At 71.9% G+C, this 26,821-nt stretch carries 25 protein-coding genes; 9 read left to right on the top strand and 16 right to left on the bottom strand.

Going from position 1 to position 26,821, the window contains the following annotated elements:
* The 6 genes from BZL64_RS17135 to BZL64_RS17110 all read right to left on the bottom strand — a co-directional run.
* Positions 1–428 (bottom strand): universal stress protein (locus BZL64_RS17135; RefSeq protein WP_143663178.1); only part of this gene is annotated, 428 nt, incomplete at its 3' end.
* Between the two features lie 134 nt (positions 429–562).
* Positions 563–805, bottom strand: coding sequence for a DUF397 domain-containing protein (locus BZL64_RS17130; RefSeq protein WP_086770063.1), 243 nt, complete (start codon positions 803–805; stop codon positions 563–565).
* Between the two features lie 83 nt (positions 806–888).
* Positions 889–2,055 (bottom strand): thiolase domain-containing protein, encoded by a 1,167-nt coding sequence (locus tag BZL64_RS17125; protein ID WP_086770061.1) that lies wholly within the window; start codon positions 2,053–2,055, stop codon positions 889–891.
* Positions 2,052–3,122 (bottom strand): thiolase domain-containing protein, encoded by a 1,071-nt coding sequence (locus BZL64_RS17120; RefSeq protein WP_086770060.1) that lies wholly within the window; start codon positions 3,120–3,122, stop codon positions 2,052–2,054. The genes BZL64_RS17125 and BZL64_RS17120 overlap by 4 nt, the downstream gene beginning before the upstream one ends.
* The gene (locus BZL64_RS17115) at positions 3,119–4,060 is read right to left on the bottom strand and encodes a Zn-ribbon domain-containing OB-fold protein (protein WP_086770059.1); all 942 of its coding nucleotides are present in this window, start codon (positions 4,058–4,060) and stop codon (positions 3,119–3,121) included. Before BZL64_RS17115 ends, BZL64_RS17120 begins: the two co-directional genes overlap by 4 nt.
* Positions 4,061–4,074: 14 nt before the next feature.
* Positions 4,075–4,875 (bottom strand): crotonase/enoyl-CoA hydratase family protein, encoded by an 801-nt coding sequence (locus BZL64_RS17110; RefSeq protein WP_086770058.1) that lies wholly within the window; start codon positions 4,873–4,875, stop codon positions 4,075–4,077.
* A 187-nt stretch (positions 4,876–5,062) separates the two neighbouring features.
* Here BZL64_RS17110 and BZL64_RS17105 point away from each other — a divergent pair, with 187 nt between their 5' ends.
* Entirely contained in the window at positions 5,063–6,736 is a 1,674-nt protein-coding gene (locus tag BZL64_RS17105) for an acyl-CoA synthetase (RefSeq protein ID WP_086770057.1), read from the top strand.
* Positions 6,737–6,787: 51 nt separating this feature from the next.
* On the opposite strand, the gene BZL64_RS17100 is transcribed toward BZL64_RS17105, so the two are convergent.
* Positions 6,788–7,645, bottom strand: a complete 858-nt coding sequence (locus tag BZL64_RS17100; RefSeq protein WP_086770056.1) for an alpha/beta fold hydrolase — start codon at positions 7,643–7,645, stop codon at positions 6,788–6,790.
* Positions 7,646–7,840: 195 nt separating this feature from the next.
* On the opposite strand from BZL64_RS17100, the gene paaK reads away from it, so the two are divergent.
* Positions 7,841–9,139, top strand: coding sequence for a phenylacetate--CoA ligase PaaK (gene paaK / locus BZL64_RS17095; protein ID WP_086770055.1), 1,299 nt, complete (start codon positions 7,841–7,843; stop codon positions 9,137–9,139).
* A 22-nt stretch (positions 9,140–9,161) separates the two neighbouring features.
* On the opposite strand, the gene BZL64_RS17090 is transcribed toward paaK, so the two are convergent.
* From BZL64_RS17090 to BZL64_RS17075, 4 genes are all read right to left on the bottom strand, one after another.
* The gene (locus BZL64_RS17090) at positions 9,162–10,661 is read right to left on the bottom strand and encodes an acyl-CoA synthetase (RefSeq protein ID WP_086770054.1); all 1,500 of its coding nucleotides are present in this window, start codon (positions 10,659–10,661) and stop codon (positions 9,162–9,164) included.
* Between the two features lie 105 nt (positions 10,662–10,766).
* Positions 10,767–12,320: an acyl-CoA synthetase gene (locus BZL64_RS17085; RefSeq protein ID WP_086770053.1), complete on the bottom strand. Its 1,554-nt coding sequence runs from the start codon at positions 12,318–12,320 to the stop codon at positions 10,767–10,769.
* Positions 12,317–13,441: an NAD(P)H-dependent flavin oxidoreductase gene (locus BZL64_RS17080; protein ID WP_086770052.1), complete on the bottom strand. Its 1,125-nt coding sequence runs from the start codon at positions 13,439–13,441 to the stop codon at positions 12,317–12,319. Before BZL64_RS17080 ends, BZL64_RS17085 begins: the two co-directional genes overlap by 4 nt.
* A gap of 80 nt (positions 13,442–13,521) precedes the next feature.
* Positions 13,522–14,370 carry a helix-turn-helix transcriptional regulator gene (locus BZL64_RS17075; RefSeq protein ID WP_086770051.1) on the bottom strand — a complete coding sequence of 283 codons (849 nt, stop codon included), beginning with the start codon at positions 14,368–14,370 and terminating at the stop codon, positions 13,522–13,524.
* Between the two features lie 86 nt (positions 14,371–14,456).
* On the opposite strand from BZL64_RS17075, the gene BZL64_RS17070 reads away from it, so the two are divergent.
* Positions 14,457–15,263: an SDR family NAD(P)-dependent oxidoreductase gene (locus BZL64_RS17070; protein WP_244205369.1), complete on the top strand. Its 807-nt coding sequence runs from the start codon at positions 14,457–14,459 to the stop codon at positions 15,261–15,263.
* 16 nt (positions 15,264–15,279) lie between these two features.
* Here the strand turns inward: BZL64_RS17070 and BZL64_RS17065 are convergent, their stop codons facing one another.
* Entirely contained in the window at positions 15,280–16,857 is a 1,578-nt protein-coding gene (locus BZL64_RS17065; protein WP_086770049.1) for a phytoene desaturase family protein, read from the bottom strand.
* 156 nt (positions 16,858–17,013) lie between these two features.
* Positions 17,014–17,514 (bottom strand): PaaI family thioesterase, encoded by a 501-nt coding sequence (locus BZL64_RS17060; protein ID WP_086770048.1) that lies wholly within the window; start codon positions 17,512–17,514, stop codon positions 17,014–17,016.
* A gap of 92 nt (positions 17,515–17,606) precedes the next feature.
* Here BZL64_RS17060 and BZL64_RS17055 point away from each other — a divergent pair, with 92 nt between their 5' ends.
* The 3 genes from BZL64_RS17055 (at position 17,607) to BZL64_RS17045 (ending at position 19,750) form a co-directional block, all read left to right on the top strand.
* Positions 17,607–18,074 carry a winged helix-turn-helix transcriptional regulator gene (locus BZL64_RS17055; RefSeq protein WP_086770047.1) on the top strand — a complete coding sequence of 156 codons (468 nt, stop codon included), beginning with the start codon at positions 17,607–17,609 and terminating at the stop codon, positions 18,072–18,074.
* A gap of 153 nt (positions 18,075–18,227) precedes the next feature.
* The gene (locus tag BZL64_RS17050; protein ID WP_086770046.1) at positions 18,228–18,800 is read left to right on the top strand and encodes a TetR/AcrR family transcriptional regulator; all 573 of its coding nucleotides are present in this window, start codon (positions 18,228–18,230) and stop codon (positions 18,798–18,800) included.
* A 74-nt stretch (positions 18,801–18,874) separates the two neighbouring features.
* Positions 18,875–19,750 carry an alpha/beta fold hydrolase gene (locus BZL64_RS17045; RefSeq protein ID WP_086770045.1) on the top strand — a complete coding sequence of 292 codons (876 nt, stop codon included), beginning with the start codon at positions 18,875–18,877 and terminating at the stop codon, positions 19,748–19,750.
* A gap of 99 nt (positions 19,751–19,849) precedes the next feature.
* Here BZL64_RS17045 and BZL64_RS17040 read toward each other — a convergent pair whose 3' ends face one another.
* Positions 19,850–21,028 (bottom strand): acyl-CoA dehydrogenase family protein, encoded by a 1,179-nt coding sequence (locus BZL64_RS17040; RefSeq protein WP_086770044.1) that lies wholly within the window; start codon positions 21,026–21,028, stop codon positions 19,850–19,852.
* Positions 21,029–21,146: 118 nt separating this feature from the next.
* The gene (locus tag BZL64_RS17035; RefSeq protein WP_086770043.1) at positions 21,147–21,521 is read right to left on the bottom strand and encodes a four-helix bundle copper-binding protein; all 375 of its coding nucleotides are present in this window, start codon (positions 21,519–21,521) and stop codon (positions 21,147–21,149) included.
* Positions 21,522–21,648: 127 nt separating this feature from the next.
* Between BZL64_RS17035 and BZL64_RS17030 the strand changes: the two genes are divergently transcribed.
* Entirely contained in the window at positions 21,649–22,014 is a 366-nt protein-coding gene (locus BZL64_RS17030) for a DUF6479 family protein (RefSeq protein ID WP_086770042.1), read from the top strand.
* Between the two features lie 63 nt (positions 22,015–22,077).
* Positions 22,078–22,428, top strand: coding sequence for a DUF8129 domain-containing protein (locus BZL64_RS17025; RefSeq protein WP_086770041.1), 351 nt, complete (start codon positions 22,078–22,080; stop codon positions 22,426–22,428).
* 105 nt (positions 22,429–22,533) lie between these two features.
* Here BZL64_RS17025 and BZL64_RS17020 read toward each other — a convergent pair whose 3' ends face one another.
* A complete protein-coding gene (locus tag BZL64_RS17020; RefSeq protein ID WP_086770040.1) occupies positions 22,534–24,921 on the bottom strand; it encodes an ATP-binding cassette domain-containing protein in 2,388 nt (795 codons plus the stop codon).
* Positions 24,922–25,231: 310 nt separating this feature from the next.
* Here BZL64_RS17020 and BZL64_RS40610 point away from each other — a divergent pair, with 310 nt between their 5' ends.
* A complete protein-coding gene (locus tag BZL64_RS40610; protein ID WP_425276053.1) occupies positions 25,232–26,797 on the top strand; it encodes a PAS domain S-box protein in 1,566 nt (521 codons plus the stop codon).
* Positions 26,798–26,821 lie beyond the last annotated feature (24 nt).

Here is a 26,821-nt window from a genome sequence, read left to right as displayed (position 1 = left end):
CTGGGCTCCCGTGGCCGGGGCACGATGACGACCGGGCATTCGGCGTCGCGGGCGGCGGTCATGCCGTTGGAGCCGAGCAGCAGGCCGGCGAAGCCGCCCCGGCCACGGGAGCCCAGCACGAGCAGTTCGGCCTCGGCGCCCAGTTCGGGCAGCAGCGCGCCGGGGGCCCCGTCGAGACCGACGTACTCGGCGTCCGGGGCGTCCTCGGTCGCTTCCAGCCGGGCGCGGACGTCGGTGAGGACCGGGTCCTCGTCCGGGGGCGGGGGCATGATCAGGGGCGCGCCGGGCTGCGTCCACGCGGCGTAGTGGCGTACGTGGCACACGCGGAGTGCCGCTGCGCGTCTGCGTGCGGCGTCCACGGCCCAGTCGAGGGCGCGCAGGCTGTCCTCGGAACCGTCGACCGCCACGGCGACCGGCAGGGTGCTCATGGTCCTCACCTCCGACAGATACGACCTGGGTGATGCTGGGGCCAGCCTGGCTCAGGCATCGGCCCCGGCCGGCTCTCACCGGTCGCGTGTCCGGGAAATGTGGGATGACACCGCCGGTCCGGCGGTCCGCGGCCTCAGGTCAGGTCGAACTCCCCCTCACGTGCCCCCGACACGAACGCGCCCCATTCGGCGGGCGTGAAGATCAGGGAGGGGCTCTCGGGGCGGCCGCTGTTGCGCATCGCGATGAATCCCTCGACGAAGGCGATCTGGACATCCCCCCGACCTTGGCTGCTGGACTGCCACTCGGCGGTGCTGAGGTCCAGCTCCGGCTTGTCCCAGCCCGTGAACGGCTGCTGCTGGATGGTGCTCTCGGCCACGTCCGTACTCCTCCCGGTCTCGTCGTCCGCGGCCAGCCTAGCGATCGGCCCCTGGTGCCGACAGAGCACGTGAGGGGGACCTTTCAGGACTGCGGCGGGGCCGCGCCCACCAGCCACATGGAGAAGAACTGCGAGCCGCCGCCGTAGGCGTGCCCGAGGACCCTGCGGGCCCCGTCCACCTGGTGTTCCCCGGCCTGTCCGCGCACCTGGAGGGCCGCCTCCGCGAAGCGGATCATGCCGGAGGCGCCGATGGGATTGGTGGACAGCACACCGCCCGACATGTTGACGGGCAGGTCCCCGTCCAGCTCGGTCGCGCCGGCCTCGGTGAGTTTCCAGCCCTCGCCCTCGGCGGCGAAGCCGAGGTTCTCCAGCCACATGGGCTCGTACCAGGAGAACGGCACGTACATCTCGACGGCGTCGATGTCCCGGCGCGGGTCGGAGATCCCGGCCTGCCGGTAGACGTCGGCGGCGCAGTCCTTCCCGGCCTGCGGGGACACGGCGTCCTTCCCGGCGAACAGGGTCGGCTCGCTGCGCATGGCGCCGCCGTGCATCCAGGCGGGCGGGCGGGGCGAACGGGCCGCCCCCGCACGGTCGGTGAGGATCATCGCGCAGGCGCCGTCGGAGGACGGGCAGGTCTCCGAGTAGCGGATCGGGTCCCACAGCATGGGCGAGGCCTGGACCTTCTCCAGCGTGATGTCGTGCTCGTGGAGGTGGGCGTAGGGGTTCTTGAGTGCGTTGCGGCGGTCCTTGTACGCGACGAGGGAGCCGATCGAGTCGGGGGCGCCGCTGCGCCGCATGTACGCCCGCACGTGCGGGGCGAAGAATCCGCCCGCGCCCGCCAGCAGCGGCTGTTGGAAGGGGATGGGCAGCGACAGGCCCCACATGGCGTTGGACTCGGACTGTTTTTCGAAGGCGAGCGTCAGGACGGTGCCGTGGACGCGGGCGGCCACCAGGTTGGCGGCCACCAGCGCCGTCGATCCGCCGACCGAGCCCGCGGTGTGGACCCGCAGCATCGGCTTGCCGACCGCGCCGAGGGCGTCGGCGAGGTACAGCTCGGGCATCATGACGCCCTCGAAGAAGTCGGGCGCCTTGCCGATGACCACGGCGTCGATGTCGGCCCAGGTCAACTCGGCGTCGTCCAGGGCGCGTCGGGCCGCCTCGCGCACCAGGCCGGCGATCGACACGTCCCGCCGGGCGGAGACGTGCTTGGTCTGGCCGATCCCGACGACGGCCACGGGTTCCTTGCTCATCGCGGATCCCCTTCGAGTACGGCGACCAGGTTCTGTTGCAGGCACGGGCCGGACGTGGCGTGGGCGAGGGCGCGGTCGGACTCGCCGCGGTGGATGCGGGCGGCGGCCTCGCCCACGCGGACGAGCCCGGCGGCCATCACCGGGTTGGCGGCGAGGGCGCCGCCGGAGGGGTTGACCCGCACGTGGTCGCCGAGTTTCAGCGCCTTGCGCAGGACGACCTCCTGGGAGGTGAACGGGGCGTGCAACTCCGCTGTGTCGACGGGCCGTTCGAAGGCTCCGGCCCGTTCGGCGGCCAGGCGGGCGGAGGGCGAGTCGGTGAGGTCGCGCACGCCCAGCGAGTGGGCCTCGATGCGGTGGTCGACGCCCCGGATCCAGGCGGGCCGTGCGCACAGTTCGCGGGCCCGTTCGCCGGCCGCGAGGATCACGGCGGCGGCTCCGTCGCCCACGGGCGGGCAGTCGCCGGTGCGCAGCGGGCGTACGAGAGGTTCGCCGTGCGGGATCGGGCCGCGGAGCTGGGCGTGGGGGTTGGCGGTGGCGTCGGACCGGCTGCGGGCGGCGATCGCGGCGAGGGCGGCCTCGTCGGTGTCGCCCGCGTCGATGAGGGCCTGCGCCTGGAGGGCGGCGAGGGCGACGGAGTCGGGCCAGAGGGGAGCCACGTAGTACGGGTCGAGCTGGCGGGTGAGGACATCGCGGAGCGGGCCCGGCGAGGACTTGCCGTAGGCGTAGACGAGCGCGGTGTCGGCGTCGCCGGTGAGGAGTTTCGTCCAGGCCTCGTACAGCGCCCAGGCGCCGTCCATCTCGACGTGGGACTCGGAGATGGGCGGCCAGGCGCCGACGCCGTCCAGGGCGAGGGTGAAGGAGAAGGCGCGGCCCGCGAGGTAGTCGCTGGAGCCGGAGCAGGTGAAGCCGATGTCGGAGGTCTTCAGGCCGGTGCGGTCGAGGACCTCGTGCAGGACGGGCATCAGCATCTCGACCTCGGACAGGTCGTCGGAGGTGCGGCGGTGGCCGGTCTGGGCGAAGGCGACGACGGCGATGTCCCGGATTCCCGCGGATGCCTGGCGAGTCACAGCAGCTCCCTGTAGGTGTCGTAGTCCCCGTCGGGTTCGCCGGTCGGCCGGTAGTGGTCGGGGTAGCGGGCGCCCTCGGTCCAGACGGGCTCGACGCGCAGTCCCATGCGCACCTGGTCGTAGGGGATGCCGCCGATCCGGCCGTGCAGGGCCAGGTCGGCGCCGTCGAGGGCGATGTGGGCGTAGACGTAGGGGACCTCGATGTCGAGGTTGCGCGCCTTGATGTTGACGATGCAGAAGGTGGTGACGGTGCCGCGGGGGCCGACCTCGACCTGCTCGGCCGTGGGGACGCCGCAGGTGGGGCAGGCGCCGCGGGGCGGGACGTACACCTTGCGGCAGGAGGGACAGCGTTCGCCGACGGTGCGCCGGTCGGAGAGGGCGGTGATGTAGGCGGACTGGGCGCGGCCGGGCGAGTAGGTGTAGTCGAGGCGGGCGGGGGCGACGATGCCGGTGACCGGGTCCTCGAACCGGCCGCTGTGGCCGGCCGGTCGGGCCGGATCACCGTCGTACGGTTCGAAGCAGGCGATGTCGGTGATGGCCCCGGCACGGTCCGCCGCCCAGCGGACGCGGACCCGCATGCCGGTGTGCACGGTGTCGGGGCCGGGGGCGTCGAGGGCGTGCAGGAGGGCGGTGTCGGCGCCGTCGAGGCGGACGAGGACCCAGGCGAACGGGGTGCCGAGGGGCTGGCCGCGGCGGGGCTCGTGGTTCCAGGCCCAGGTGGTGACCGTGCCGGTGGTGGCGACCTCGACGAGGTCGCGGATCTCCTCGGCGGTGACCGGGTCGTACTCCACGGGTGGGACGAGGGTGCGGCCGTCGGTGGTGCGCACGCCGAGGACGACGCGTTCGCGCAGGCCGGTCAGGAAGGCGCTCTGGACCGGGCCGAGGGAGCGGGTGAAGGGGAACTCGACGACCAGGGGAGCTTTGAGGACTTCGGGCACGGGGACTCCCTCGGTTAGGCACGCTTGTAGACAGGTGGCCGCTTCTCGGTGAAGGCGCGGGCGCCTTCCTTGGCGTCGGCGGTGGCGAAGACCGGCCAGCCGCGTTCGAGTTCGGCGGCGAGGCCGTCCGGCTCGGTCATCCCCGCGGTCTCGTACACCGACGCCTTCACGGCCTCGACGGCCAACGGGCCGCAGGCGTTGACGCGTTCGGCGATCTCCAGGGCCTTCTCCAGGGCCGTGCCGTCCGGGACCACATGGCCGACGAGCCCGATGGCGGCGGCCTCGCGCGCGGTGTACGGCCGTCCGGTGAGCAGCATCTCCAGGGCGTGGGTGCGCGGGATCTGGCGCGGCAGGCGGACGGTGGAGCCGCCGATCGGGAACAGTCCGCGGCGCACCTCGAAGAGGCCGAAGGTGGCGGATTCGCCGGCGACGCGGATGTCGGTGCCCTGGAGCATCTCGGTGCCGCCGGCGACGCAGTAGCCCTCGACGGCGGCGATCACGGGTTTGCGGGGGCGGTGGTGGCGCAGCATCGCCTTCCAGTGCAGGTCGGGGTCGGCCTTGAGCCGGTCGCGGTACGGCTCGCCCGCCATGCCGTTCCCGGCGAGGGCCTTGAGGTCCATGCCGGAGCAGAAGGTGCCGCCCGCGCCGGTGAACACGACGGAGCGGACCGAGTCGTCCTCGTCGGCCTCGATCCAGCCGTCGTGGAGGCCGACGAGCATGGCCGGTGAGAGCGCGTTCTTCGCCTCCGGCCTGTTGAGGGTGAGCACGAGTGTGGCGCCTTCGCGCCGCACGGTGAGGTGTTCCGTACCGCCCACGGCCGTCTCCCGTCTGCCTGCCACGTCCAGAACGAGAACAGGTTGCAGGAGTGGGGATGGCACTTCAAGGGTTTTCTGACAGACAGTCAGATTTCTTGGCGCGGGCCCTTCCCACTTGGGGCGCCCTTTGCTCTGATGACCGGCAACCGTCAGCAGAGGCAGGCCCGGTCCGAGGTCAGGAGGAACGGTGGAGTACAACCTTGCCGACCTGTTCGAGTCGGTCGTCGACGTGGTGCCGGACCGCGAGGCCCTGGTGTACGTCGATCATCCGGGGACGGGCGCGGAACGCCGGCTGACGTATGCCGAGCTGGACACGGCGGCCAACCGGATCGGCCATCACCTCCTCGACAGCGGTGTGCGTCCCGGCGAGCATCTCGGGCTGCACCTCTACAACGGGGTCGAGTACCTGCAGACCGTGCTCGGCTGCCTCAAGGCGCGGATCGTGCCCGTCAACGTCAACTACCGGTATGTCGAGGAGGAGTTGGTCTACCTCTACCGGGACGCGGATCTGGTCGCCCTGGTCTTCGACACGGAGTTCTCGGAGCGGGTGGCGGGGGCTCTGCCACAGGTTCCGGAGCTGCGGCACCTGATCCGGGTGGGGGTGGGGCCGAAGGCGTCGGGTCCGGATGTCTCCGGCCCGGACGCGTCCAGCCCGGACGCAGCTGCCCCGGACGCGCCCCTCGCGGCCGTTCCCTTCGCGGAGGCCGAAGCCGGCGGCTCCGCCGGGCGCGGGTTCCCCGCACGGTCGGCCGACGATCAGTTCATCATCTACACGGGCGGCACCACCGGCCTTCCCAAGGGAGTGATGTGGCGTCAGGAAGATCTGTTCTTCGCCGGGTTGGGAGGCGGCGCGCCGACCGGGGAGCCGGTGAAGAAGCCGGAGGAGCTGGCGGAACGGGTTGCGGCCGGCGGGTCGGGGATCACCTTCTTCCCCACTCCCCCGCTGATGCACGGCACGTCCACCCTGACGGCCTTCATCGGCTTCTACTTCGGCCAACGTGTGGTCGTGCACCGCAAGTTCGTGCCCGAGGAGGTGCTGCGCACCGTGGCGAAGGAGAAGGTCACCAGCATCTCCCTGGTGGGCGACGCGATGCTGCGGCCTCTGATCGACGCGCTCCAGGGCCCGTTGAGGGGCACGGACTGCTCGTCGGTGTTCAGCGTCTCCTCCTCGGGGGCGATCATGTCGGACACGGTGCGCGGCCAGTTCCGGGCGCTCCTGCCGAACGCGATGCTGCTCAACAACTTCGGTTCCTCGGAGTCCGGCTTCAACGGCACGGCGACGGACGACTCGGGACCCGAGCGCGGCTTCCGCGTGCGCGTCAACTCCCGTACCCGCGTGGTGGATCCGGTCACGCACGAGCCGGTATCGGCGGGCGAGGTCGGCCGGGTCGCCCAGCGCGGCCATGTCCCCCTCGGCTACTACAACGACCCGGCGAAAACCGCCGAGACCTTCTTCGAGAAGGACGGCGAGCGCTGGGTGCTGCTCGGCGACATGGCCACCGTCGACGGGGACGGGGTGGTGATCGTCCTGGGCCGGGGCTCGCAGTGCATCAACACCGGCGGCGAGAAGGTGTACCCCGAGGAGGTCGAGCAGGCCCTCAAGGCGCATCCGGACGTGTACGACGCCCTGGTGGCGGGGGTGCCGGACGCGACCTGGGGCAGCCACGTGGCCGCGGTGGTCCAGTTGCGCACGGGCGCGCGGCAACCCTCCCTGGACGACATCCAGACCCACTGCCGTACGCGCCTCGCCGGGTACAAGATCCCGCGCCAGCTGGTGATCACGGAGTCCGTCCGCCGTTCGCCGAGCGGCAAGGCGGACTACCGGTGGGCGCGGGACGTGGCGGTGGCGGCGGACGGATGAGGCGGGGCTGCCTGCCCTGCCCCGTCGGCGACGGACGTACGCCGGTGCCGGTCACGGGAGCGCCGGTGCCGCCAGAAACGACTCGGTGCGGGCGGTGAACGACTTCGGGTCGTCCAGCCACGGGTAGTGGCCGGCCCCGGCCTGCACGGCGAACTCGGCGTGCGGGAAGGCGTCGGCGACGAGCCGGGCCGGTTCGGGCCGGGGACCGCCGTCCCTCTCACCGGCGAGCACCAGCACCGGGGCGTCGACGTGGGCGAGGGCGGCCCGCAGGGCGGGCGGGTCGTAGGCGGCGGGGTCGTGGAAGCGGTCCGCCGCGTCGTCGTTGGTCTGCCCGTCGGCGGCGGCCGCGTGAGCGCGTGCGGTGTCGTCCCAGCGGCCGTAGAAGAAGGCGTCGACGGCCTCGAAGTCGATGTCGTCCCCGGCCTCTCCGGTCACCCATGCCTCGAACACGGGGAAGGCCGCCGTGAACCACGGCTCGGCCTCACGCAGGCGCGCCGCGGCGAGCCGCTCCTCGGGTGTGGCGGTCCGGCCGAGCGCCCACGGGATGGCGGTGACGAGCAGCAGCCGGGACAGGCGGCGGGGGTGGCGGGCCGCGTACAGCATCGCGAGACTGGCGCCCGCCGAGTGCGCGAGGAGGTCCATCCGGTCCAGGCCCAGGTGGGCGCGGAGCGCTTCGACGTCCTCGACCTGCCGGTCGCAGCGGTACGTCGCCGGGTCGGCGGGGGCGGCGGAGGCGCCGGTGCCGCGCAGGTCCAACAGGATCAGGCGGCGATGGGCGCCGAGGCCGCCGAGATCGCCCAGGTACTCCGAGGCCCGCATGGGCCCGCCGGGCAGGACGACGAGGGGCTGGCCCTCGCCCCGGACGTGATAGGCGAGGGTGGTTCCGTCGGGCGCGGTGAAGATCGGCATGCGCAGATCCTCGGCGCCGGGCGGGTCCGGACGCAACGGTGTCACGGAGGGTCCGGAAAGTGCGGCCGGGGCCCTTGCCTCACCGGCGTACGTCTGGATCAATGATCCGTGGGGCGGCTACCGAATGATCGGTCGTCCGAATTGACATGATTGACACGATTGGCGCAGGTGGCACAGTCGGCGAGGGAGGCTTCCGTGCTGGATGCGACGGACCCGCGGGACGAGGGCGAGCGGCTCGGCCTGGATGAACTGCGCGCGCTGCAACGGGAGCGGCTGCGGGCCTCGTTGCGGCACGCGTACGCCCATGTCCCGTTCTACCGGGCGGCGTTCGACAAGGCGGGTGTCCACCCCGACGACTGCCGCGAACTCGCCGACCTCGCCCGGTTCCCCTTCACCACCAAGGCGGACCTGCGCGAGAACTACCCGTACGGCATGTTCGCCGTGCCGCGCGAGCGGGTCCGCCGGATCCATGCCTCCAGCGGCACCACCGGCCGCCCGACGGTCGTCGGCTACACGGAGAACGACCTGTCCCTGTGGGCCGACATGGTGGCCCGTTCGATCCGGGCGGCGGGCGGCCGTCCCGGTGACACGGTCCATGTGGCGTACGGATACGGCCTGTTCACCGGCGGCCTGGGCGCCCACTACGGTGCCGAACGGCTCGGCTGTACGGTCGTCCCCGCGTCCGGCGGCATGACGTCGCGTCAGGTGCAGCTGATCCAGGACCTGAAGCCGGGGATCATCATGGTGACCCCGTCCTACATGCTCACCCTGCTCGACGAGTTCGAGCGGCAGGGCGTCGATCCGCGCGGCACCTCGCTGCGGGTGGGGATCTTCGGCGCCGAGCCGTGGACGGAGGCGATGCGCCGGGAGATCGAGGAGCGGTTCGCGATCGACGCGGTCGACATATACGGGCTGTCGGAGGTGATCGGCCCCGGCGTGGCCCAGGAGTGCGTGGAGACCAAGGACGGGCTGCACATCTGGGAGGACCACTTCTACCCGGAGATCGTCGATCCGCTCACGGGCGCGGTGCTGCCGGAGGGCGAGGAGGGCGAGCTGGTGTTCACCTCGCTCACCAAGGAGGCGATGCCCGTGATCCGGTACCGGACGCGGGACCTGACCCGGTTGCTGCCGGGCACGGCACGGGTGTTCCGGCGGATGCGGAAGGTGACCGGGCGCAGTGACGACATGGTCATCCTGCGCGGGGTGAATCTCTTCCCCACCCAGATCGAGGAGATCGTGCTGCGCACACCGGGCGTCGCCCCGCACTTCCAGCTGCGGCTGACCCGCGAGGGCCGCCTCGACGCCCTCACGGTCCGTGCCGAGGCCCGCCCGGACGCCACGCCGGAGGACCGCGACACGGCCGCCCGTGCGATCGCCGCGGCCGTGAAGGACGGTGTCGGCGTCTCGGTCGCCGTCGAGGTCGTGGACCCGGAGTCGCTGGAGCGGTCGGTGGGCAAGATCCGGCGGATCGTGGATCTGCGTCCGCGCGGGTAGGCGGAGAAGGCCGGCGACCGCGCTATCCGTCGGAGAGGCGGTCCCGCAGTTCCCGCTTGAGGATCTTCCCGCTGGCGTTGCGCGGGAGTGCCTCCACGAAGACGACCCGCTTGGGCGCCTTGAACGCGGGGAGCTTCTCGCGGGCGTGGGCGACGAGTTCGTCCTCCGTGACCTCGCCGCGGGGGACGACGACCGCGGTGACGGCCTCGATCCACTTCTCGTCGGGCAGGCCGATCACGGCGGCCTCGGCGACTGCCTCGTGCGTGTAGAGGGCGTCCTCGACCTGGCGCGAAGCGACCAGTACGCCGCCGGAGTTGATGACGTCCTTCACCCGGTCGACGATCGTGAAGTAGCCGTGGGCGTCGCGCACGGCGAGGTCGCCGGAGTGGAACCAGCCGTCGCGGAAGGCCTCGGCGGTCTCCTCGGGCTTGTCCCAGTAGCCCTCGCACAACTGCGGGGAGCGGTAGACGATTTCGCCGGCCGTGCCGTCGGGCACGTCCGCGCCGTTCTCGTCGACCACGCGGGCGTCGACGAACAGGACGGTGCGCCCGCAGGAGTCCATGCGGCCCTTGTGCTCGTCGGGGGCCAGGACGGTGGCGAGGGGACCGATCTCGCTCTGTCCGAAGCAGTTGTAGAAGGCGAGCTTCGGCAGGCGTTCGCGCAGTCGTTCCAGGACGGGGACCGGCATGATCGACGCCCCGTAGTACGCCTTGCGCAGCCCGCCCAGGTCGCGGCTGTCGAAGTCGGGCCGGTTGGCGAGGCCGATCCACACGGTGGGCGGGGCGAAGAGGCTGTCGACACGGCCGGCCTCGATCAGGTCGAACAGCCGGTCGCCGTCGGGCGCGTCGAGGATGACGTTGGTGGCGCCCACGGCCAGGTACGGCAGCAGGAAGACGTGCATCTGCGCCGAGTGGTACAGCGGGAGCGAGTGCGCGGGGCGGTCGCCCGCGCTCAGGTCGAGGGCGGTGATCGCGCTGAGGTACTCGTGGACCAGGGCGCGGTGGGTCATCATCGCGCCCTTGGGCTCGGCCGTCGTACCGGAGGTGTACAGGAGCTGGACCAGATCCTCGCCGCGCGGCTCGGGGCCGTCGTGGGCGGGGGCGTCGGCCAGCAGGGCGAGCAGCGAGTCGTCGGCGTCGCGCAGCGGCAGCGTCCGAACGGCGTCGGGGAGGCGGCCTGCGAGGTCGGGGTCGGTGAGGACCAGGGTGCTGCCCGACTGGCCGACGAGGTACGCGAGGTCGTCGCCGGTGAGGTTCTGGTTGACGGGGACGTGGACCAGGCCGGCGCGGGCGCAGGCGAGGAACGCGACGAGGTAGGCGTCGGAGTTGTGGCCGTAGGCGCCGACCCGGTCACCGGGGACGAGGCCCTGGCCGAGCAGGACGCCCGCCGCGCGGGAGACTGCCTCGTCGAGTTCCTCGTAGGTCCAGGTGCGGTCGCGGTACTCCACCGCGACGCGGGCGGGGGTGCGTCGGGCGCTGCGGCGCAGCACCCCGTCGACGGTGCTGCCGTGTCCGGGCGTCATGGCACATGATCCTCGGCGGGCCACCCTGGCAGGTCAAGTCAGGCGGCATGCCCGGCCGGGACGGGCCACCTCGCCGGGCACGGCGGGATTGTCGCGCGGTGACCCTCACACCGGCCTGCTGCGGCCCTCCCAGTACGGCTCGCGCAGTCGCCGTTTGTACAGCTTGCCGTTGGGGTCGCGGGGCATCTCGGCGATGAAGTCGATGCTGCGGGGCCGCTTGTAGCCGGCCAGCCGGTCGGCGCAGTGGGCGAGGAGGTCGGCGGCGAGTCCGGGGCCGGGCTCGTGGCCGGGGGCCGGTTCGACGACGGCCCGCACCTCCTCGCCCCAGTCGTCGTGCGGGATGCCGAAGGCTGCGGCGTCGGCGACGGCGGGGTGCGCGAGCAGGGCGGACTCGATCTCCGCGGGGTAGATGTTGACGCCGCCGGAGATGATCAGGTCGATCTTGCGGTCGCGCAGGAACAGGTAGCCGTCCTCGTCGAGGCAGCCGAGGTCGCCGACGGTGAAGAAGTCGCCGATGCGGTTCTTGCGGGTCTTCGCCTCGTCCTTGTGATAGCTGAAGCCGCCCGTGCTCATCTTCATGTAGACGGTGCCGAGTTCACCGGGCGGCAGCCGGTCGCCGTCGTCGTCGAAGACGGCGAGTTCGCTGATGGGCCAGGCCTTGCCGACCGTGCCGGGCTTCTTCAGCCAGTCCTCGGCCGTGGCGAAGGCACCGCCGCCCTCGCTGGCCGCGTAGTACTCCTCCACGCACTCGCCCCACCACTCGATCATCGCCCGCTTCACATGGTCCGGGCAGGGCGCGGCGCCGTGGATGGCGTGCCGCATGGAGGTGACGTCGTAGCGGGCCTTCACGTCGTCGGGGAGGGCGAGGAGGCGGTGGAACTGGGTCGGGACCATGTGGGTGTGCGTGCACCGGTGTCCGTCGATCAGGCGGAGCATCTCCTGCGGGGTCCACTTGTCCATCAGGACCAGCCGGTGGCCGATGTGCAGGGACGCGCCCGCGAACTGGAGCACGGCCGTGTGGTAGAGCGGCGAGCAGACCAGGTGCACGTTGCCGTCCGCGGGCCTGATCCCGAAGATGCCGAGGAAGCCGCCGAGATACGCCTCCTCGGGCGGCTTGCCGGGCAGCGGGCGCCGGATGCCGCGCGGGCGTCCGGTCGTACCGGAGGTGTAGTTCATGACCCAGCCGAGGGTGCGGTCGGTGGGCGCGGACTCCGGTTGTCCGGCGAGGAGTTCGGGGTACGGCCGGAAGCCGGGGACCTCGCCGACGGCGTACCGGTGGGTGGCGGGGAGGGCGGCCTCGTCGGCGGCCCGGCGGGCCTGGTCGGCGAAGCGCTCGTGGGCGAGGAGGACCTTCGCTCCGGAGTCGGAGACGATCCAGGCGATCTCGGGGCCGACGAGATGGTGGTTGACGGGGACGAGGTAGAAGCCGGCCTGGGTGGCGGCCAGGTAGGCGGTGAAGAACTCGGGTGAATTGGGCAGGACGACGGCGAAGGCGTCGCCGCGCTCCATCCCGGCGGCGCGCAGACCGTGGACGAGACGGTTGGCGGCGGCGTGCAGGCGTCCGGCGGTCCACTCCTCTCCGTCCGGCGCGATCATCACCGTACGGCCGGGGTCCTCGGTGGCCTGGGCCCAGAAGCCGGTGGGGGGTGCGGTCGTCACTGGCCGCTCCTTCCTGCGATGCGGTTGACGCGGTCGACGGCCCGCTCGAAGCCGCGGGTGAGGTCGTCGAAGACGGCCCGGACGCTGCGGACCTCGTTCATCCGGCCGACGATCTGCCCGACGGGGGTGCCGAGGAGGGGGTCGACCTCGTACTTCTGGATCCGTGAGACGGCGTCGGCGACGAGCAGTCCCTGGAGGGGCATCGGGAGCGTGCCGGGGCCGTCCGGGTCGTCCCAGGCGTCGGTCCATTCGGTACGGAGCTGGCGGGCGGGTTTCCCGGTGAGGGCGCGGGAGCGGACGGTGTCGCCCGAGCCGGCCGCGAGGAGTTTGCGGGTCAGGGCGGACGAATGCAGGTCGGCCTCGGCGGTGGTCAGCCAGAGGGAGCCGAGCCATACGCCCTGGGCGCCGAGGGCGAGGGCGGCGGCGATCTGCCGTCCGCTGCCGATGCCGCCGGCGGCCAGTACCGGCATGGGGGCTACGGCGTCCACGACCTCGGGGGTGAGCACCATGGAGGCGATCTCGCCGGTGTGTCCGCCGGCCTCGTAGCCCTGGGCGACGACGATGTCGATGCCCGCGTCCCGGTGTTTCAGCGCGTGCCGGGCGCTGCCCGCGAGCGCGGCGACCAGCACTCCTTGATCGTGGGCGCGGGCCACCACGTCGGCGGGCGGGGAGCCGAGGGCGTTGGCCAGCAGCCGGATCGGGTAGTCGAAGGCGACGTCGAGCTGACCGCGGGCGACCTGCTCCATCCAGCCGGTGATGCGCCAGCCGGAGGCCTCGCCGTCGGCCAGTTCGGGCACGCCGTGCTTGGCGAGGGTGTCCCGCACGAACTGCCGGTGTCCTTCGGGGATCATCGCCTCGACGTCGGCCTCGCTCAGCGTGTGATTCTTCGGGCCCTCCACCTTCTTCGCGGGCATGACGACGTCGAGGCCGTACGGCCTGCCGTCGACGTGCGCCTCGATCCAGTCGAGGTCGCGCCGGAGATCGTCGGGGGCGGTGTAGCGGACCGCGCCGAGCACGCCGAAACCGCCGGCGCGGCTGATGGCCGCGGCCACCGCGGGGAACGGCGTGAAGCCGAAGACGGCGTGCTCGACTCCGAGTTGGTTGCTCAGCTCCGTCTGCATGGGCGCAGGATGCCGCAGCGGCCCGGACGACGGAAGCCCTTTTCTGATACTCCGTCAGATTACCTCGGTCCGCGAGCCGTTCAGCGGGCGACGTCCATCCGCTGGGTGCCGATGACGGACAGCAGCCGGAGCGCCTGCTCCGACGGCGAGCCGGGGGCGGCCGTGTAGATGACGACCCGCTGGTCCCGGTCGGTGATGTCCAGGACGTCGCAGTTGACGGAGACGGGGCCCACGAGGGGATGGTCGAAGGTCTTGCAGAGGGTGGGCCGGGCAGCCACCTCGTGAGCCGCCCACAGCCGGGCGAACTCCTCGCTCCCGTCGAGGAGTTCGGCGATCAGCTCGGTCAGCTCCGGGTCGTCGGGGTAGCGGGCGGCGGCGGCACGCAGATGCTGGGCCGCGGTACGGGCGAACTCGTCGGCGTCGGACACGCTGTACAGCCGCCGGCCGTCCGGCTGCGGCAGGAAGGCCCGGCGGACGACGTTGCGGTCGCGGCGCGACAGGGCGGAGAAGTCCTCCATGAGGGCGGCGGCCAGGTCGTTCCAGGCGATGACCTCGTAGGTCGCCGACAGCACGAACGCCGCGGCCTGCGGCAGCCGGTGCAGCAGGTCGACGATGCTCTGCCGCACCTCGCGCGAAGGGCCCGGCGGCGGTCCCTGCGGGGTGCCCGCGAGGTGGTGCAGATGGTCGCGCTCCGCGTCCGACAGACGTAGGGCGCGGGCGAGTTGGGCGAGTACCTCGCGGGACGGGTGCGGGCCACGGGCCTGCTCCAGGCGCGTGTAGTACTCGGTGGAGATGTACGCCAGCTGCGCGACCTCCTCGCGGCGAAGGCCCGGTGTGCGACGGCGCTGCCCGGCGGGAAGCCCCACGTCGGCGGGGGTGATGCGCTCGCGTCGGGTGCGCAGGAATTCGGCCAGCTCTCGTCGGTCCACGCGTCCAGTGTGCGCGGGGCCGGGCGGCCCAGCCAGGTACCGGCGGTGCCTGGATGGGACCGGAGCCCTGGAGCAGGCTCGTCGGCATGACGAACGCAACGCACATGACCGACGGCACGACCGGCACGACCACCGCGGGGTTGCTCGCCGGCAAGGTCGCCTTCATCACCGGAGCGGGGCGCGGCATCGGCGCCGCGGCGGCACGGCTGTTCGCCCGGGAGGGCGCCCTGGTGCTGCTCGCGGCCCGCACGGAGAGCCAGCTCAAGGCGGTGAGCGAGGAGATCCGGGCCGCGGGCGGCACCGCCGACCACGTCGCCTGCGACCTGGCGGACCCGGCGAGCGTCCGCGCCGCCGTCGAGCGGGCCGTGGAGCTGTACGGCAGGCTCGACGTGGCCTTCAACAACGCGGCGACGATCCAGCGGCCCGGCCCGATGGACGAGCTCGCGGAGGACGAGTTCGACCACGTCCTCGCGGTCAACCTCAAGGGCCCGTGGGTGGCCATGAACGCGGAGATCGCCGCCATCCGGGCCACCGCCGGCAGCGGGGCCATCGTGAACACCTCCAGCGTCGGCAGCCTCATGGGCAACCCCGCCCTCCCGGCGTACGGGGCGGCGAAGCGCGCGCTGAACAGTCTCACCGCGTCGGCGGCGATGACGTACGGCCCGGAGGGCATCCGCGTCAACGCGATCGCTCCCGGCACGACGATGACCGAGATGATCGACGCGTGGGAGCAGGCCTCTCCGGGCATCGTCGGCCGGCTCAACGCCCAGACCCCGCTGGGCCGCGGCGCCCACCCCTCGGAGGTCGCCGAGGCCGCGGCGTGGCTGCTGAGCGACCGCGCGTCCTATGTCACCGGGACGGTGCTGCGGGTGGACGGGGGCATGCGGTCCTGACGGGTACCGGCCGGCCTCACCCCGCGAGCTCCTCCAGCACGGCCATCGCCGCGTTGTGCCCCGGCACCCCGCTGACCCCTCCCCCGCGCACCGCGCCGGCGCCGCACAGCAGCACATTGGCGTGCGGGGTCTCGACGCCCCAGCGGCCGACGCCGTCCTGCGCGTACGGCCAGGCCAGGTCGCGGTGGAAGATGTTGCCGCCGGGCAGGCCGAGGTCGCGTTCCAGGTCCAGCGGGGTCTTCGCCTCGATGCAGGGGCGGCCGTCGGCGTCGGTGGCCAGGCAGTCGGCGAGCGGCTCGGCGAGGTGCGCGTCCAGTTGGGCGAGGGTGGCCTTGAGGAGGTCCTCGCGTACGGCGTCGTTGTCCGGTGCGAAGAGCCGGGCGGGGGTGTGCAGACCGAACAGGGTCAGTGTCTGGCAGCCCCGCTCGACCAGGTCCGGGCCGAGGATCGTCGGGTCGGTCAGGGAGTGGCAGTAGATCTCGGACGGCGGGGCGGCGGGCAGTTCGCCGGCCGCGGCCTGGGCGTGGGCGGTGGCCAGTTGGGCGTAGCCCTCGGCGATGTGGAAGGTGCCGGCGAAGGCCTCGCGCGGGTCGACGGAGGTGTCACGCAGCCGGGGTAGCCGCTCCAGCAGCATGTTCACCTTGAGCTGCGCGCCCTCGGCGGGGGCCGGCGGGGCGTCGCCGGTGAGGGCGGCGAGCGCTTGCGGGGAGGCGTTGACGAGGACGTGCCGGGTGGCGGCGACGCCCTCGCCGTCGGCGGTGCGATACGTGACCTCGGCGCCACGGCCGTCGGTGTCGATCCGCACGGCCTCGTGCCCGGTGGCGAGAACGGCGCCGGCGCTCCGGGCGGCGTCGGCCAGGGCGTCCGTCAGGGCGCCCATCCCGCCGACGGGCACGTCCCAGGCGCCGGTGCCGCCGCCGATCACGTGGTAGAGGAGGCAGCGGTTCTGTCTGAGGGAGGGATCGTGGGCGTCGGCGAAGGTGCCGATCAGCGCGTCGGTCAGGACGACGCCCCGCACCAGGTCGTCCGTGAAGTGCTCCTCGACGGCGACGCCGACGGGCTCCTCGAAGAGCGCCCGCCAGGCCTCCTCGTCGTCGACGCGCCGGCGCAGCTCCTCGCGGGTGGGCAGCGGTTCGGTGAGCGTGGGGAAGACCCGCTCGGCGAGGCGCCCGGTCATGCCGTAGAAGCGCTGCCAGGCCGCGTACTCCCGCTCCCCGCCGGTCAGCCGCGCGAACGCCTGCCGGGTACGCGCCTCGCCCCCGCCCACGAGCAGCCCGGTCGCCCGCCCGTCACGCTCCACCGGCGTGTACGACGAGATGGTGCGCCGCTGGACGCGGAAGTCCAGCCCGAGATCCCGCACGATCTTCGACGGCAGCAGGCTGACCAGGTACGAGTAACGCGACAACCGGGCGTCCACCCCGGTGAACGGCCGGGTGGAGACGGCGGCACCCCCGGTGTGGTCCAGCCGCTCCAGCACCAGCACGGAGTGCCCGGCCCGCGCCAGATAGGCGGCGGCGACCAGCCCGTTGTGACCACCGCCGACGATGACGACGTCGTAGGCGTGACGTTTGGGGTCTCCCTCGTGTGCAGGCATGGTTCTTCGTAGCACGGGGCGATCAGGACGGGCCAGGGCTGCGCGGGGGCGACACGCCCGCTCACCGCACATCTGCCTCATGGTGGTGGCGGCCCCGCCCCGGACCCGCTCGGGCAGGATCCCGCCCAGGACCGTGCGTGGCACGGTCACCCATGCTCACCGTTGAGCGGAAGGCACCGGGAAGAGCATGCAGCTGCTGGTGGCGTGCGCGAGCAGGCGGTCCTTCGCGTCGAACAGCTGCGCCTGGGCCAGAGCCGTCTGGCGGCCCTTGTTGACCACCGTGCCGATGGCGCGCACCGTGCCCGTCTCCACCGTGATGCGGCGCAGGAACTTCACCGTCAGGTCGAGCGAGGTGTACGCCATGCCCTGCGGGAGCATGGACTGGACGGCGCAGCCCGCCGCCGAGTCGAGCAGGGTGGCGAAGATGCCGCCGTGCACGCTGCCGATCGGGTTGTAGTGCTCCTCCGCCGGCGTCAGCGAGAAGACCGCCCTGCCGGGCTCCACCTCGTCCAGGGCGAAGTCGATGGCGTAGTTGATGGGCGGTCCCGGCAGCCGCCCCGCCTGCAGCTCACGCAGGAAGTCGATGCCGGCCATGCGTCCCGCGGCCTCCGCGAGGATCGCGGGATCTTCCCATTGATACGTACGTGTTCGTCCCACGACCGGCGCCTTCCCATCTGACTTTTACAAGTGAAGCTAGCTGTGCGGCCACCTGACTGTCAATGAAGAAGCCAGGCCCTTACGATGGGGGGATGGAGTGGCTTGAGGCGAGCACGGAGAACTGCCCCGTCCAGCGCACGCTCGACGTGGTCGGAGAGAAGTGGATACTGCTGATCCTTCGGGACGCGGTCAACGGGGTCCGCCGCTTCGACGACTTCCACCGCCATATCGGCCTGTCGGAGGCCGTCCTCAGCGACCGCCTGCGCAAGCTGACCGCGGCCGGCATCCTCAGGACGACTCCCTACCAGGAGCCGGGCAGCCGCCCCCGCAACGAGTACCGGCTGACCCGCAAGGGCTGGGACCTGTGGCCCGTACTGATGGCGCTCACCCAGTGGGGCGAGACGTACACCCTCGGACCCGAGGGGCCGCTGCTCGACGTCCGCCACACCGAGTGCGACGCCCCGGTCCGCGTCGTCGTCGAGTGCTCCGCCGAACACTCCACGGTCACCCCCCGCGACGTCACCGCCCGCCTGGGACCCGGCGCCCGCCGCCGGAGCTGAGGCATCACCCGCGGACCTCATGGCCGCCCGGCCACAGGTCACCCGTCACCGGTCCGCCGCGAGGTCACCTTTCGGTCGTAATATTATGTATGTCAGGTGATGGATTAGCCTGGTCACCAGGAAACGTCCGTACAGAGTGAATGGAGAAGGCTCGTGGTGCGTTACGCCAAGGAGCACAAGCAGGTGACGCGGCAGCGCATCATCGACAAGGCCGGCCACCGGTTCAAGCAGGACGGCATCGACGGCTCGGGCATCTCCACGCTGATGTCGGACGCCGGGCTCACCAACGGAGCCTTCTACGCCCACTTCACGTCCAAGGACGACCTCGTCGCCCATGTCGTGGCCGCCGAACTGCACAAGCAGCTCTCGACGTACGACACCGTGCGGCCCGGCCGTCCGGGACTCGAGGACCTCATCCGCGAATACCTGTCGCCCGAGCACCGGGACCACCCCGGCGCCGGATGCCCCTCCGCCGCACTGCTCGACGAGATCGGCCGTTGTGGAGAGGCGACCAAGCAGGCCTACACCGACGGCGCGCGGACCGTCATCGAGGAGATCGCGGCCCGCCTGACGCCCGAGGACCCGCAGTCCGCTCGCGGCAAGGCCATCGGGCTGTACACCATGATGGTGGGCACCTTGCAGTTGTCTCGCGCCCTGTCCGACCGAGAGTTCGCCGACGACATCCTTGAGCAAGGTGTCGAGAACGCCCTCGCATTCATGCGGTGAGGGAAGGCACACCGACGCGCGGGAGGCTTCCCCGCGCGACCCCGCGCCCGCCCCTTCCACCGAAGGATCTGAGCATGAACACGCCCCGCAATTCCCCCTCCCCCTCCCCGGCGACGTCGTCGTACCAGAACGCGCCGACCCGCTCCGTGTCCGTTCGTGGCGAGACCTTCTCCTACCGGGAGCTGGGCCCCCGGGAGGGCGTGCCGCTGATCCTGCTGATCCACCTGGCCGGTGTGCTGGACAACTGGGACCCGCGCGTCGTCGACGGACTCGCCGCACGCCGTCGGGTCATCGCCTTCGACAATCGCGGGGTGGGCGGATCGAGCGGTTCGACGCCGGACACGATCGAGGCGATGGCGCGCGACGCGGTGCTGTTCGTGCGAGCCCTCGGGTTCGACCAGGTCGATCTGCTGGGACTGTCGATGGGCGGCTTCGTCGCACAGGTCGTCGCGGCGGAGGAACCGCGCCTGATCCGCAAGGTCATCCTCGCGGGCACGGGCCCCGCCGGGGGTCCCGGTATCGAGAAGGTCCCCGCACTCAGCATCCAGGCCACGCTCAAGGGCGCTCTCACCCGCCAGGATCCCAAGCTCTCGCTCTTCTTCACCGGGACCGCGGACGGCCGGCGGGCCGGACTCGCCTTCCTGGAACGGCTCAAGGAGCGCGCGCACGACCGCGACAAGGAGATCTCGCTGTCGTCGTTCCGCGCCCAGTTGAAGGCCATCAGGCGATGGGGCCGCCAGGCACCGTCCGATCTGTCGGCCATTCGCCAGCCGGTCCTCGTGGCCAACGGTGAGCACGACCGGATGGTGCCCAGCCCGAACACACTCGACCTGGCCGCACGCCTGCCCCGCGGCCAACTCGTCCCCCTCTACCCGGACGCCGGACACGGCGGAATCTTCCAGTGCCACGAGGCATTCGTGCCGAGGGCGCTGGAGTTCCTGGAGTCCTGAACCCGGGCGACCGGTCGTTCGAGCGGGGCCGCACGACGCCGAGCCGACGTTCGCCGCCGGTCCCGGCGCACCGGCGCGACAGGGCCGCCGAGCCGCCGGCTAACGCCGCACCCGCGGCATCCCCAGGCCGATCCAGGAGATGATCTCCCGCTGGATCTCGTTGTTGCCGCCGCCGAAGGTGAAGATCACGGCGGAGCGGTAGCCGCGTTCGAGTTCGCCGTGCAGGACTGCGCCCGCCGAGCCTTCCTGGAGGGCGCCGGGGGCGGCGACGACCTCCAGCAGCCAGGCGTAGGCGTCGCGGCGGGCCTCGGAGCCGTAGACCTTGACGGCGGAGGCGTCCTGCGGGGTGAGGGTGCCGTTCTGCAGGGCGGCGACCATCTGCCAGTTGAGGAGCTTGAGGGCGTCCAGTTTCACGTGGGTGCGGGCGAGGAGGCGGCGGACCCAGGGGAGGTCGACGACACGGCGGCCGTCGGCGAGTTTGGTCCCGGTCGCCCAGCGCTGGACGTCGTGCAGGGCGCGGATGGCCATGGTGCCGTGGGCGGCCAGTGTCACGCGTTCGTGGTTGAGCTGGTTGGTGATCAGCCGCCAGCCCTGGTTCTCGGCACCGACGCGGTGGGTGACGGGAACGCGCACGTTCTCGTAGTAGCTGGCGGTGGTGTCGTGCGAGGCGAGCGTGCGGATGAGGGTGCAGGAGTAGCCGGGGTCGGTGGTCGGCACCAGCAGCATGGTGATGCCCTTGTGGGGCGGGGCGTCGGGGTCGGTGCGCACGGCGAGCCACACCCAGTCGGCGGTGTCGCCGTTCGTCGTCCAGATCTTCTGGCCGTTGACCACGTACGTGTCCCCGTCCCGCACCGCGCGCGTCCGCAGGGCGGCGAGGTCGGTGCCCGCGTCGGGTTCGCTGTAGCCGATGGCGAAGTCGATCTCGCCGGCGAGGATCTTCGGGAGGAAGTACGCCTTCTGCTCGTCCGTGCCGTACCGCATGATCGTCGGGCCGACGGTGTTGAGCGCCATGAGCGGCAGCGGCACGCCGGCCTGGGCGGCCTCGTCGAAGAAGACGAACTGCTCGGTCGGCGTCAGTCCGCGCCCGCCGTACTCCTTCGGCCAGCCGACGCCCAGCCAGCCGTCCGCGCCGAGCCGGCGGACGGTCTCGCGGTAGAAGCGTTTCGCGGCGGCCGGGTCGGCGTGCCGCGCGTACGCGTTGTCCGGTACCAGCTCGGCGAAGTAGGCGCGCAGTTCGGTGCGCAGCCGCAACTGCTCGGGCGTGTGGTCGAGGTGCACGGCGCCTCCTGGCTTTCCAAGGCCGGTCTCCTGACGGCGCACACCGTAGAACGTGTTTCAGAAATTGGGAATGCCGGTCACCGGTCGGCGTGACGGACCGGCTGTCGCGGCCACCACCTCAGTCCAGCGTCTCGAGGAAGTCCGTGCACGCCCGAGCACACGCGCGGCAGGCGGCCGCGCTGTCCTCGGCGCCGGGATGCCGCTCGAAGACGTGCGCGGTCTCCAGACAGATGGTGCGGCACCACTCCACCTGGACCCGGATGCCGGCCTCGTCCACCCGGTTGTCCTCGGACAGCACACGGCAGGTCGCGTCGCAGACCTCCGCGCACATGATCCCCTTGCGCCGCACGAACTCCTGCTGTTCGGTTCCGTCCGGATCCACGAGGCTCGCGCGCAGCGCGCAGGCCCGCGCACACTCGGTGCAGGCCTGGGCGCATGCGAAGCGGTCCTCCAGGAACCGGAAGAGTTCCTGTTGGGATGTCGTCGAAGTCACACAACGCGAGTAGCCGCGACGGGCCCCGCCAAACTCCCCCAGCACGCCCGGCAGGCGCGGACCAGGCACGGAGAGCGACAGGTACCGCCGGGCGGTTCGCGACTGATTGGTGGGGTATTCGCCTGATATGAGTAGCGCAAGCATGCAGGTGGCCGCGTCGAGCGGCCTGCTCAGCGTGGCCATGTTCGTGGTCGGCGTGGTCCTCGTGGCCGTCCTGGCCGGCAGCTTCTGGCTGGGCGCACGCATCAAGCAGCGCGAGCTGCCCCGGCCGCGTCCCGACGAGCAGCCGCAGCTGCCCCCGGACGGACCCGTGCACGAGGTCCGCGAATACCGGGAGCCCGACGAGGTCCCACGGATGCCGAAGGGGGGCCGCGCCCTCACCCCGTACGAACTGACCAACATGCAGACCCGGCCGAGCACGTCCAAGGAGCGGCGGCGCTGGAGTCCGGGCAGCAGCGGATCGTTCGGCGGGGGCGGGCTGGGCGGCCACTGAGACCCGCCCGCCCTCACGCACCAGCGCCCACCGCCCCAGGCCATCGCGAACGGAGTGAGATCCATGGCCGACGAAGGCCGCAGCACCCTGCCCCTGCCCGACTACGACCACCTGCCCATCGGCGGCCTGGAGAGCCGCGTACGGTCGCTCACCGCCGGGGAGGTCGAGGAACTGCTCGCCTACGAACGGACGCACGCCGACCGTCTCCCGGTGACCGAGGTCCTGACGTCCCGCCTGGAACAGCTGGCGGCGGGCGCCGAGCCGACCTCGGGCGACCCGAGTGCCCTGCGCCCCGAGCAGTCCACGGGGCGCTCCGGATCCCCGGTGTCCCCGGCGACCTCTGCGCAGCCGTTCGGTCCGCCGCCGCACGGCACCCCGGATCAGCGGGGCAAGCCGAAGGGCGACCGGGTGTAGCGCGCCCACGTCCACGTCTGCCAAGGGCCGGGCCGGTGCCCGGCCCCTGGCGTCCGAGGCGGCGCGGGGCCGAGCCGTCGGCAGAACCACACGGCGCCGACGGCGTCAGCCGCCCACGTACTCCGCGAGGTGTTCGCCCGTGAGGGTCGAGCGGGCGGCGACGAGGTCGGCCGGGGTGCCCTCGAAGACGATCCGGCCGCCGTCGTGACCGGCGCCGGGGCCGAGGTCGATGATCCAGTCGGCGTGGGCCATGACCGCCAGGTGATGTTCGACCACGACGACCGACTTGCCGGAGTCCACCAGCCGGTCCAGCAGGCCGAGCAGTTGCTCGACGTCGGCGAGGTGAAGACCGGTGGTCGGTTCGTCGAGTACGTAGACGCCGCCCTTGTCGCCCATGTGGGTCGCCAGCTTGAGCCGCTGCCGCTCGCCGCCGGAGAGGGTGGTGAGCGGCTGGCCGAGGGTCAGGTAGCCGAGCCCGACGTCGGCGAGCCGGCCGAGGATGCGCTGCGCGGCGGGGGTGTGCGCCTCGCCGGAGCCGAAGAACTCCTCGGCCCTGGCCACCGGCATCGCGAGCACCTCGCTGATGTCCCGGCCGCCGAGGTGGTAGTCGAGCACCGCCGCCTGGAACCGCTTGCCCTCGCAGTCCTCGCAGGTGGTGGCCACGCCGGCCATCATCGCCAGGTCGGTGTAGACGACGCCCGCGCCGTTGCAGGTGGGACAGGCGCCCTCGGAGTTGGCGCTGAACAGGGCCGGCTTCACGCCGTTGGCCTTGGCGAACGCCTTGCGGATCGGGTCGAGCAGTCCGGTGTAGGTCGCCGGGTTGCTGCGCCGCGAGCCCCGGATCGGGCTCTGGTCGACGGACACCACGCCCGCGCCGGCGGGGATCGACCCGTGCACGAGTGAACTCTTGCCGGAACCGGCGACCCCGGTGACGACGGCGAGCACACCGAGCGGGATGTCCACGTCGACGCCCTGGAGGTTGTGCGCCGTCGCGCCGCGGATCTCCAGTGCCCCCGTGCGCTTGCGCACGGAGTCCTTCAGGGCGGCCCGGTCGTCGAGATGGCGGCCGGTGACGGTGTCCGCGGCCCGCAGCCCTTCCACGGTGCCCTCGTAGCAGACCGTGCCGCCCGCCGTACCGGCGCCGGGGCCGAGGTCGACGATGTGGTCGGCGATCGCGATCGTCTGCGGCTTGTGCTCCACGACGAGCACGGTGTTGCCCTTGTCCCGCAGCCGCAGCAGCAGGTCGTTCATCCGCCGGATGTCGTGGGGATGCAGGCCTGCGGTGGGCTCGTCGAAGACGTAGGTGACGTCGGTGAGCGAGGAGCCGAGGTGGCGGATCATCTTGACGCGCTGCGACTCACCGCCCGACAGCGAGCCCGCGGGCCGGTCGAGCGAGAGGTAGCCGAGGCCGATCTCCGCGAAGGAGTCGAGGGTCTGGCGCAACGCCGTGAGCAGTGGCGCCACCGACGGCTCGTCGAGCGTGCGGACCCATTCGGCCAGGTCGGTGATCTGCATCGCGCAGGCGTCGGCGATGCTGATCTTGTCGATCTTCGAGGAGCGGGCGCCCTCGCTGAGCCGGGTGCCGTCGCAATCGGGGCAGACGGAGAACGTCATCGCCCGTTCCACGAAGGCGCGCACGTGCGGCTGGAGCGCGTCGACGTCCTTGGCGAGCATCGACTTCTGGATCTTCGGGATCAGGCCTTCGTACGTCAGGTTGACGCCCTCGACCTTGATCTTGGTCGGCTCCTTGTGGAGGAGGTCGTGCAGTTCGCTCTTGGTGTACTCGCGGATCGGCTTGTCCGGGTCGAAGAAGCCGCAGCCTCGGAAGATGCGGCCGTACCAGCCGTCCATGCTGTAGCCGGGGATCGTGAGCGCGTCCTCGTTCAGCGACTTGCCGGCGTCGTAGAGCTGGGTGAGGTCGATGTCGGAGACCGTGCCCCGGCCCTCGCAGCGGACGCACATGCCGCCGGTCCGGCTGTAGGTCGCCTTCACGGTCTTCTTGGTGCCGCGCTCGACGGTGATGCCACCGCTGGCCCGCACCGAGGCGGTGTTGAAGGAGTAGGCGCTGGGCGGGCCGATGTGCGGATCGCCCAGCCGGCTGAAGAGGATCCGCAGCATCGCGTTGGCGTCGGTCGCGGTGCCGACGGTGGAGCGGGGGTCGGAGCCCATCCGCTGCTGGTCGACGATGATCGCGGTCGTCAGCCCGTCGAGGACGTCGACGTCGGGCCGCGCCAGCGTCGGCATGAAGCCCTGCACGAAGGCGCTGTACGTCTCGTTGATCAGCCGCTGGGACTCGGCGGCGATGGTGTTGAACACCAGTGAGCTCTTGCCCGAGCCGGAGACACCCGTGAACACGGTCAGCCGCCGCTTGGGGATCTCGACACTGACGTCCTTGAGGTTGTTCACGCGCGCGCTGTGCACACGGATCACGTCGTGGGTGTCGGCGGCGTGCGGCGTGGCCGGCCGGTCGGCCGCCCTCTTCGCGGTGCTCATCAGCTGTCTCCATCGGTCGTGCGGGCCGGCCTTCGCGGTCTCCGTCGGCGTCGCTCTCACGCTATGCGCCGACCGGGGACCTGCGCTTCTCGATTCCTGACCCGAACCCGTCCCTGCTGCCGCGACGGCGGATGAAATCGCCCCATACCACGCGTTTCGAGAGCGGCGTACGACCCGAGCGGTCGCCGGGACACACCCGGACGGTGATCGGCCAGCTTCGGCCGTGAACGGTCAGTAAGCGACATCCCGGAGCGGAGCGGGTGTGGAGGCGCTGTGATGGCCTGAATCGTCGCGCAAAGTGAGGTGGATCATGGCCGACTTGGTGCAGGCGGAACCGGCGGAACTGCGGTACGGCTGCCGCGGCCCCGTCCGTGAGAAGGCTCCGTCCGGAGCGGAGGAGCGGTTCCGGGGGCTGCTGGAGGCGGCGCCGGACGCCATGGTCATCGTCGACGACCGGGGCACCGTCCGTCTCGTCAACGCCCAGACGGAGGTCCTGTTCGGCTACCGCCGCGAGGAGCTCCTCGGCCACCCGGTCGACCTGCTGCTGCCGCACCGCTTCCGCGACCAGCACATCGCCCACCGCGGCGGCTATACGGCCAACCGCCAGGTCCGGCCCATGGGCGCCGGCCTCGAACTGCTCGGGCTGCGCAAGGACGGCACCGAGTTCCCGGTCGAGATCAGCCTCAGTCCCCTGGAGACAGCGGACGGGCTGCTGGTGTCGGCGGCGGTCCGCGACGTCTCCGACCGCAAGGCCGCCGAGGCCCGCATCAACGAACTGGCCGCCCTCGTGGAGTCCTCGCAGGACGCCATCCTCGCCCACACCCTCGACGGGTACGTCACCTACTGGAACGCGGCGGCGCAGCGCCTGTACGGCTACACCGCCGACGAGGCCATCGGACGGCACGTCTCCCTGCTGGCCCCGCCCGAGCTGCGCGGCGAGGTCAGAGCCCTGCTGCGGCGGCTGCGGCGGGGCCGGAAGGTGGAACACTTCGAGACGCTGAGGGTCACCAGCGCCGGTGCGCTGCTGGACGTGGACGTGACGCTGTGGCCGACCCGGGACACCCACGGCGCGGTGGTCGGGGCGTGCGCGATCGTGCGGGACATCAGCGACCGCAAGCGGGCCCAGGCCGAACTGACCGAGCTGTACGAGCAGCAGCGGCACATCGCCCTCACCCTCCAGCGCAGCCTGATGGGCACCCCGCCCGCGCTGCCCGGTCTGCCCACCGCCAGCCGCTACCGGCCCGCAACCCAGGGCGCCGGGGTGGGCGGCGACTGGTTCGACCTGGTGCCGCTCGGCGCCGGGCGGGTGGGCGTGCTGATAGGCGATGTGATGGGGCGCGGCCTGGAGGCCGCCGCCGTGATGGGCCAACTGCGCTCCGCCGCGCACGCGCTGGCGAAGACCGGCATGCAGCCGCGGCAGCTGATGCGGGCGCTGGACACCTGCGTCGCCGACCTGGACGTGCCCGATCAGCTCGTCACCTGCTGCTATCTGGTCATCACCCCGGACACGGGCACGGTGACGATCTGCTCGGCGGGTCATCTGCCGGTCCTGGTCGCCGGGGCCGGGAAGGGCGTGCGGGCGCTCGACTGCCCGGTCAACATGCCGCTCGGAGTCGGCGACGCCCCGTTCGCGCAGGCCCGCGCGAAGATACCCCCGGGGGCGACCCTGGTGCTGTACACGGACGGCCTCATCGAGACGCCGGGCAGCGACATAGAGCTGCGCATCGGCGAACTCACGGTGCTGCTGGAGGAGTTGTTCGCCGACGCGCCCTGTCTGGAGAAGGCGGCCGACCGGGTGCTCGCGGGTCTGCTGCCGGACCCGGAGAGCCACAACGACGACGTGACCCTCCTGCTGGCCCAGCTCCCGGCGGCGTAGGAGGCCGGGAGCGGGCGCGGCACG

The organism is Streptomyces bobili (assembly GCF_002154575.1).
Taxonomy (GTDB): domain Bacteria; phylum Actinomycetota; class Actinomycetes; order Streptomycetales; family Streptomycetaceae; genus Streptomyces; species Streptomyces bobili.
This window is presented reverse-complemented; position numbering and strand designations above follow the sequence as displayed.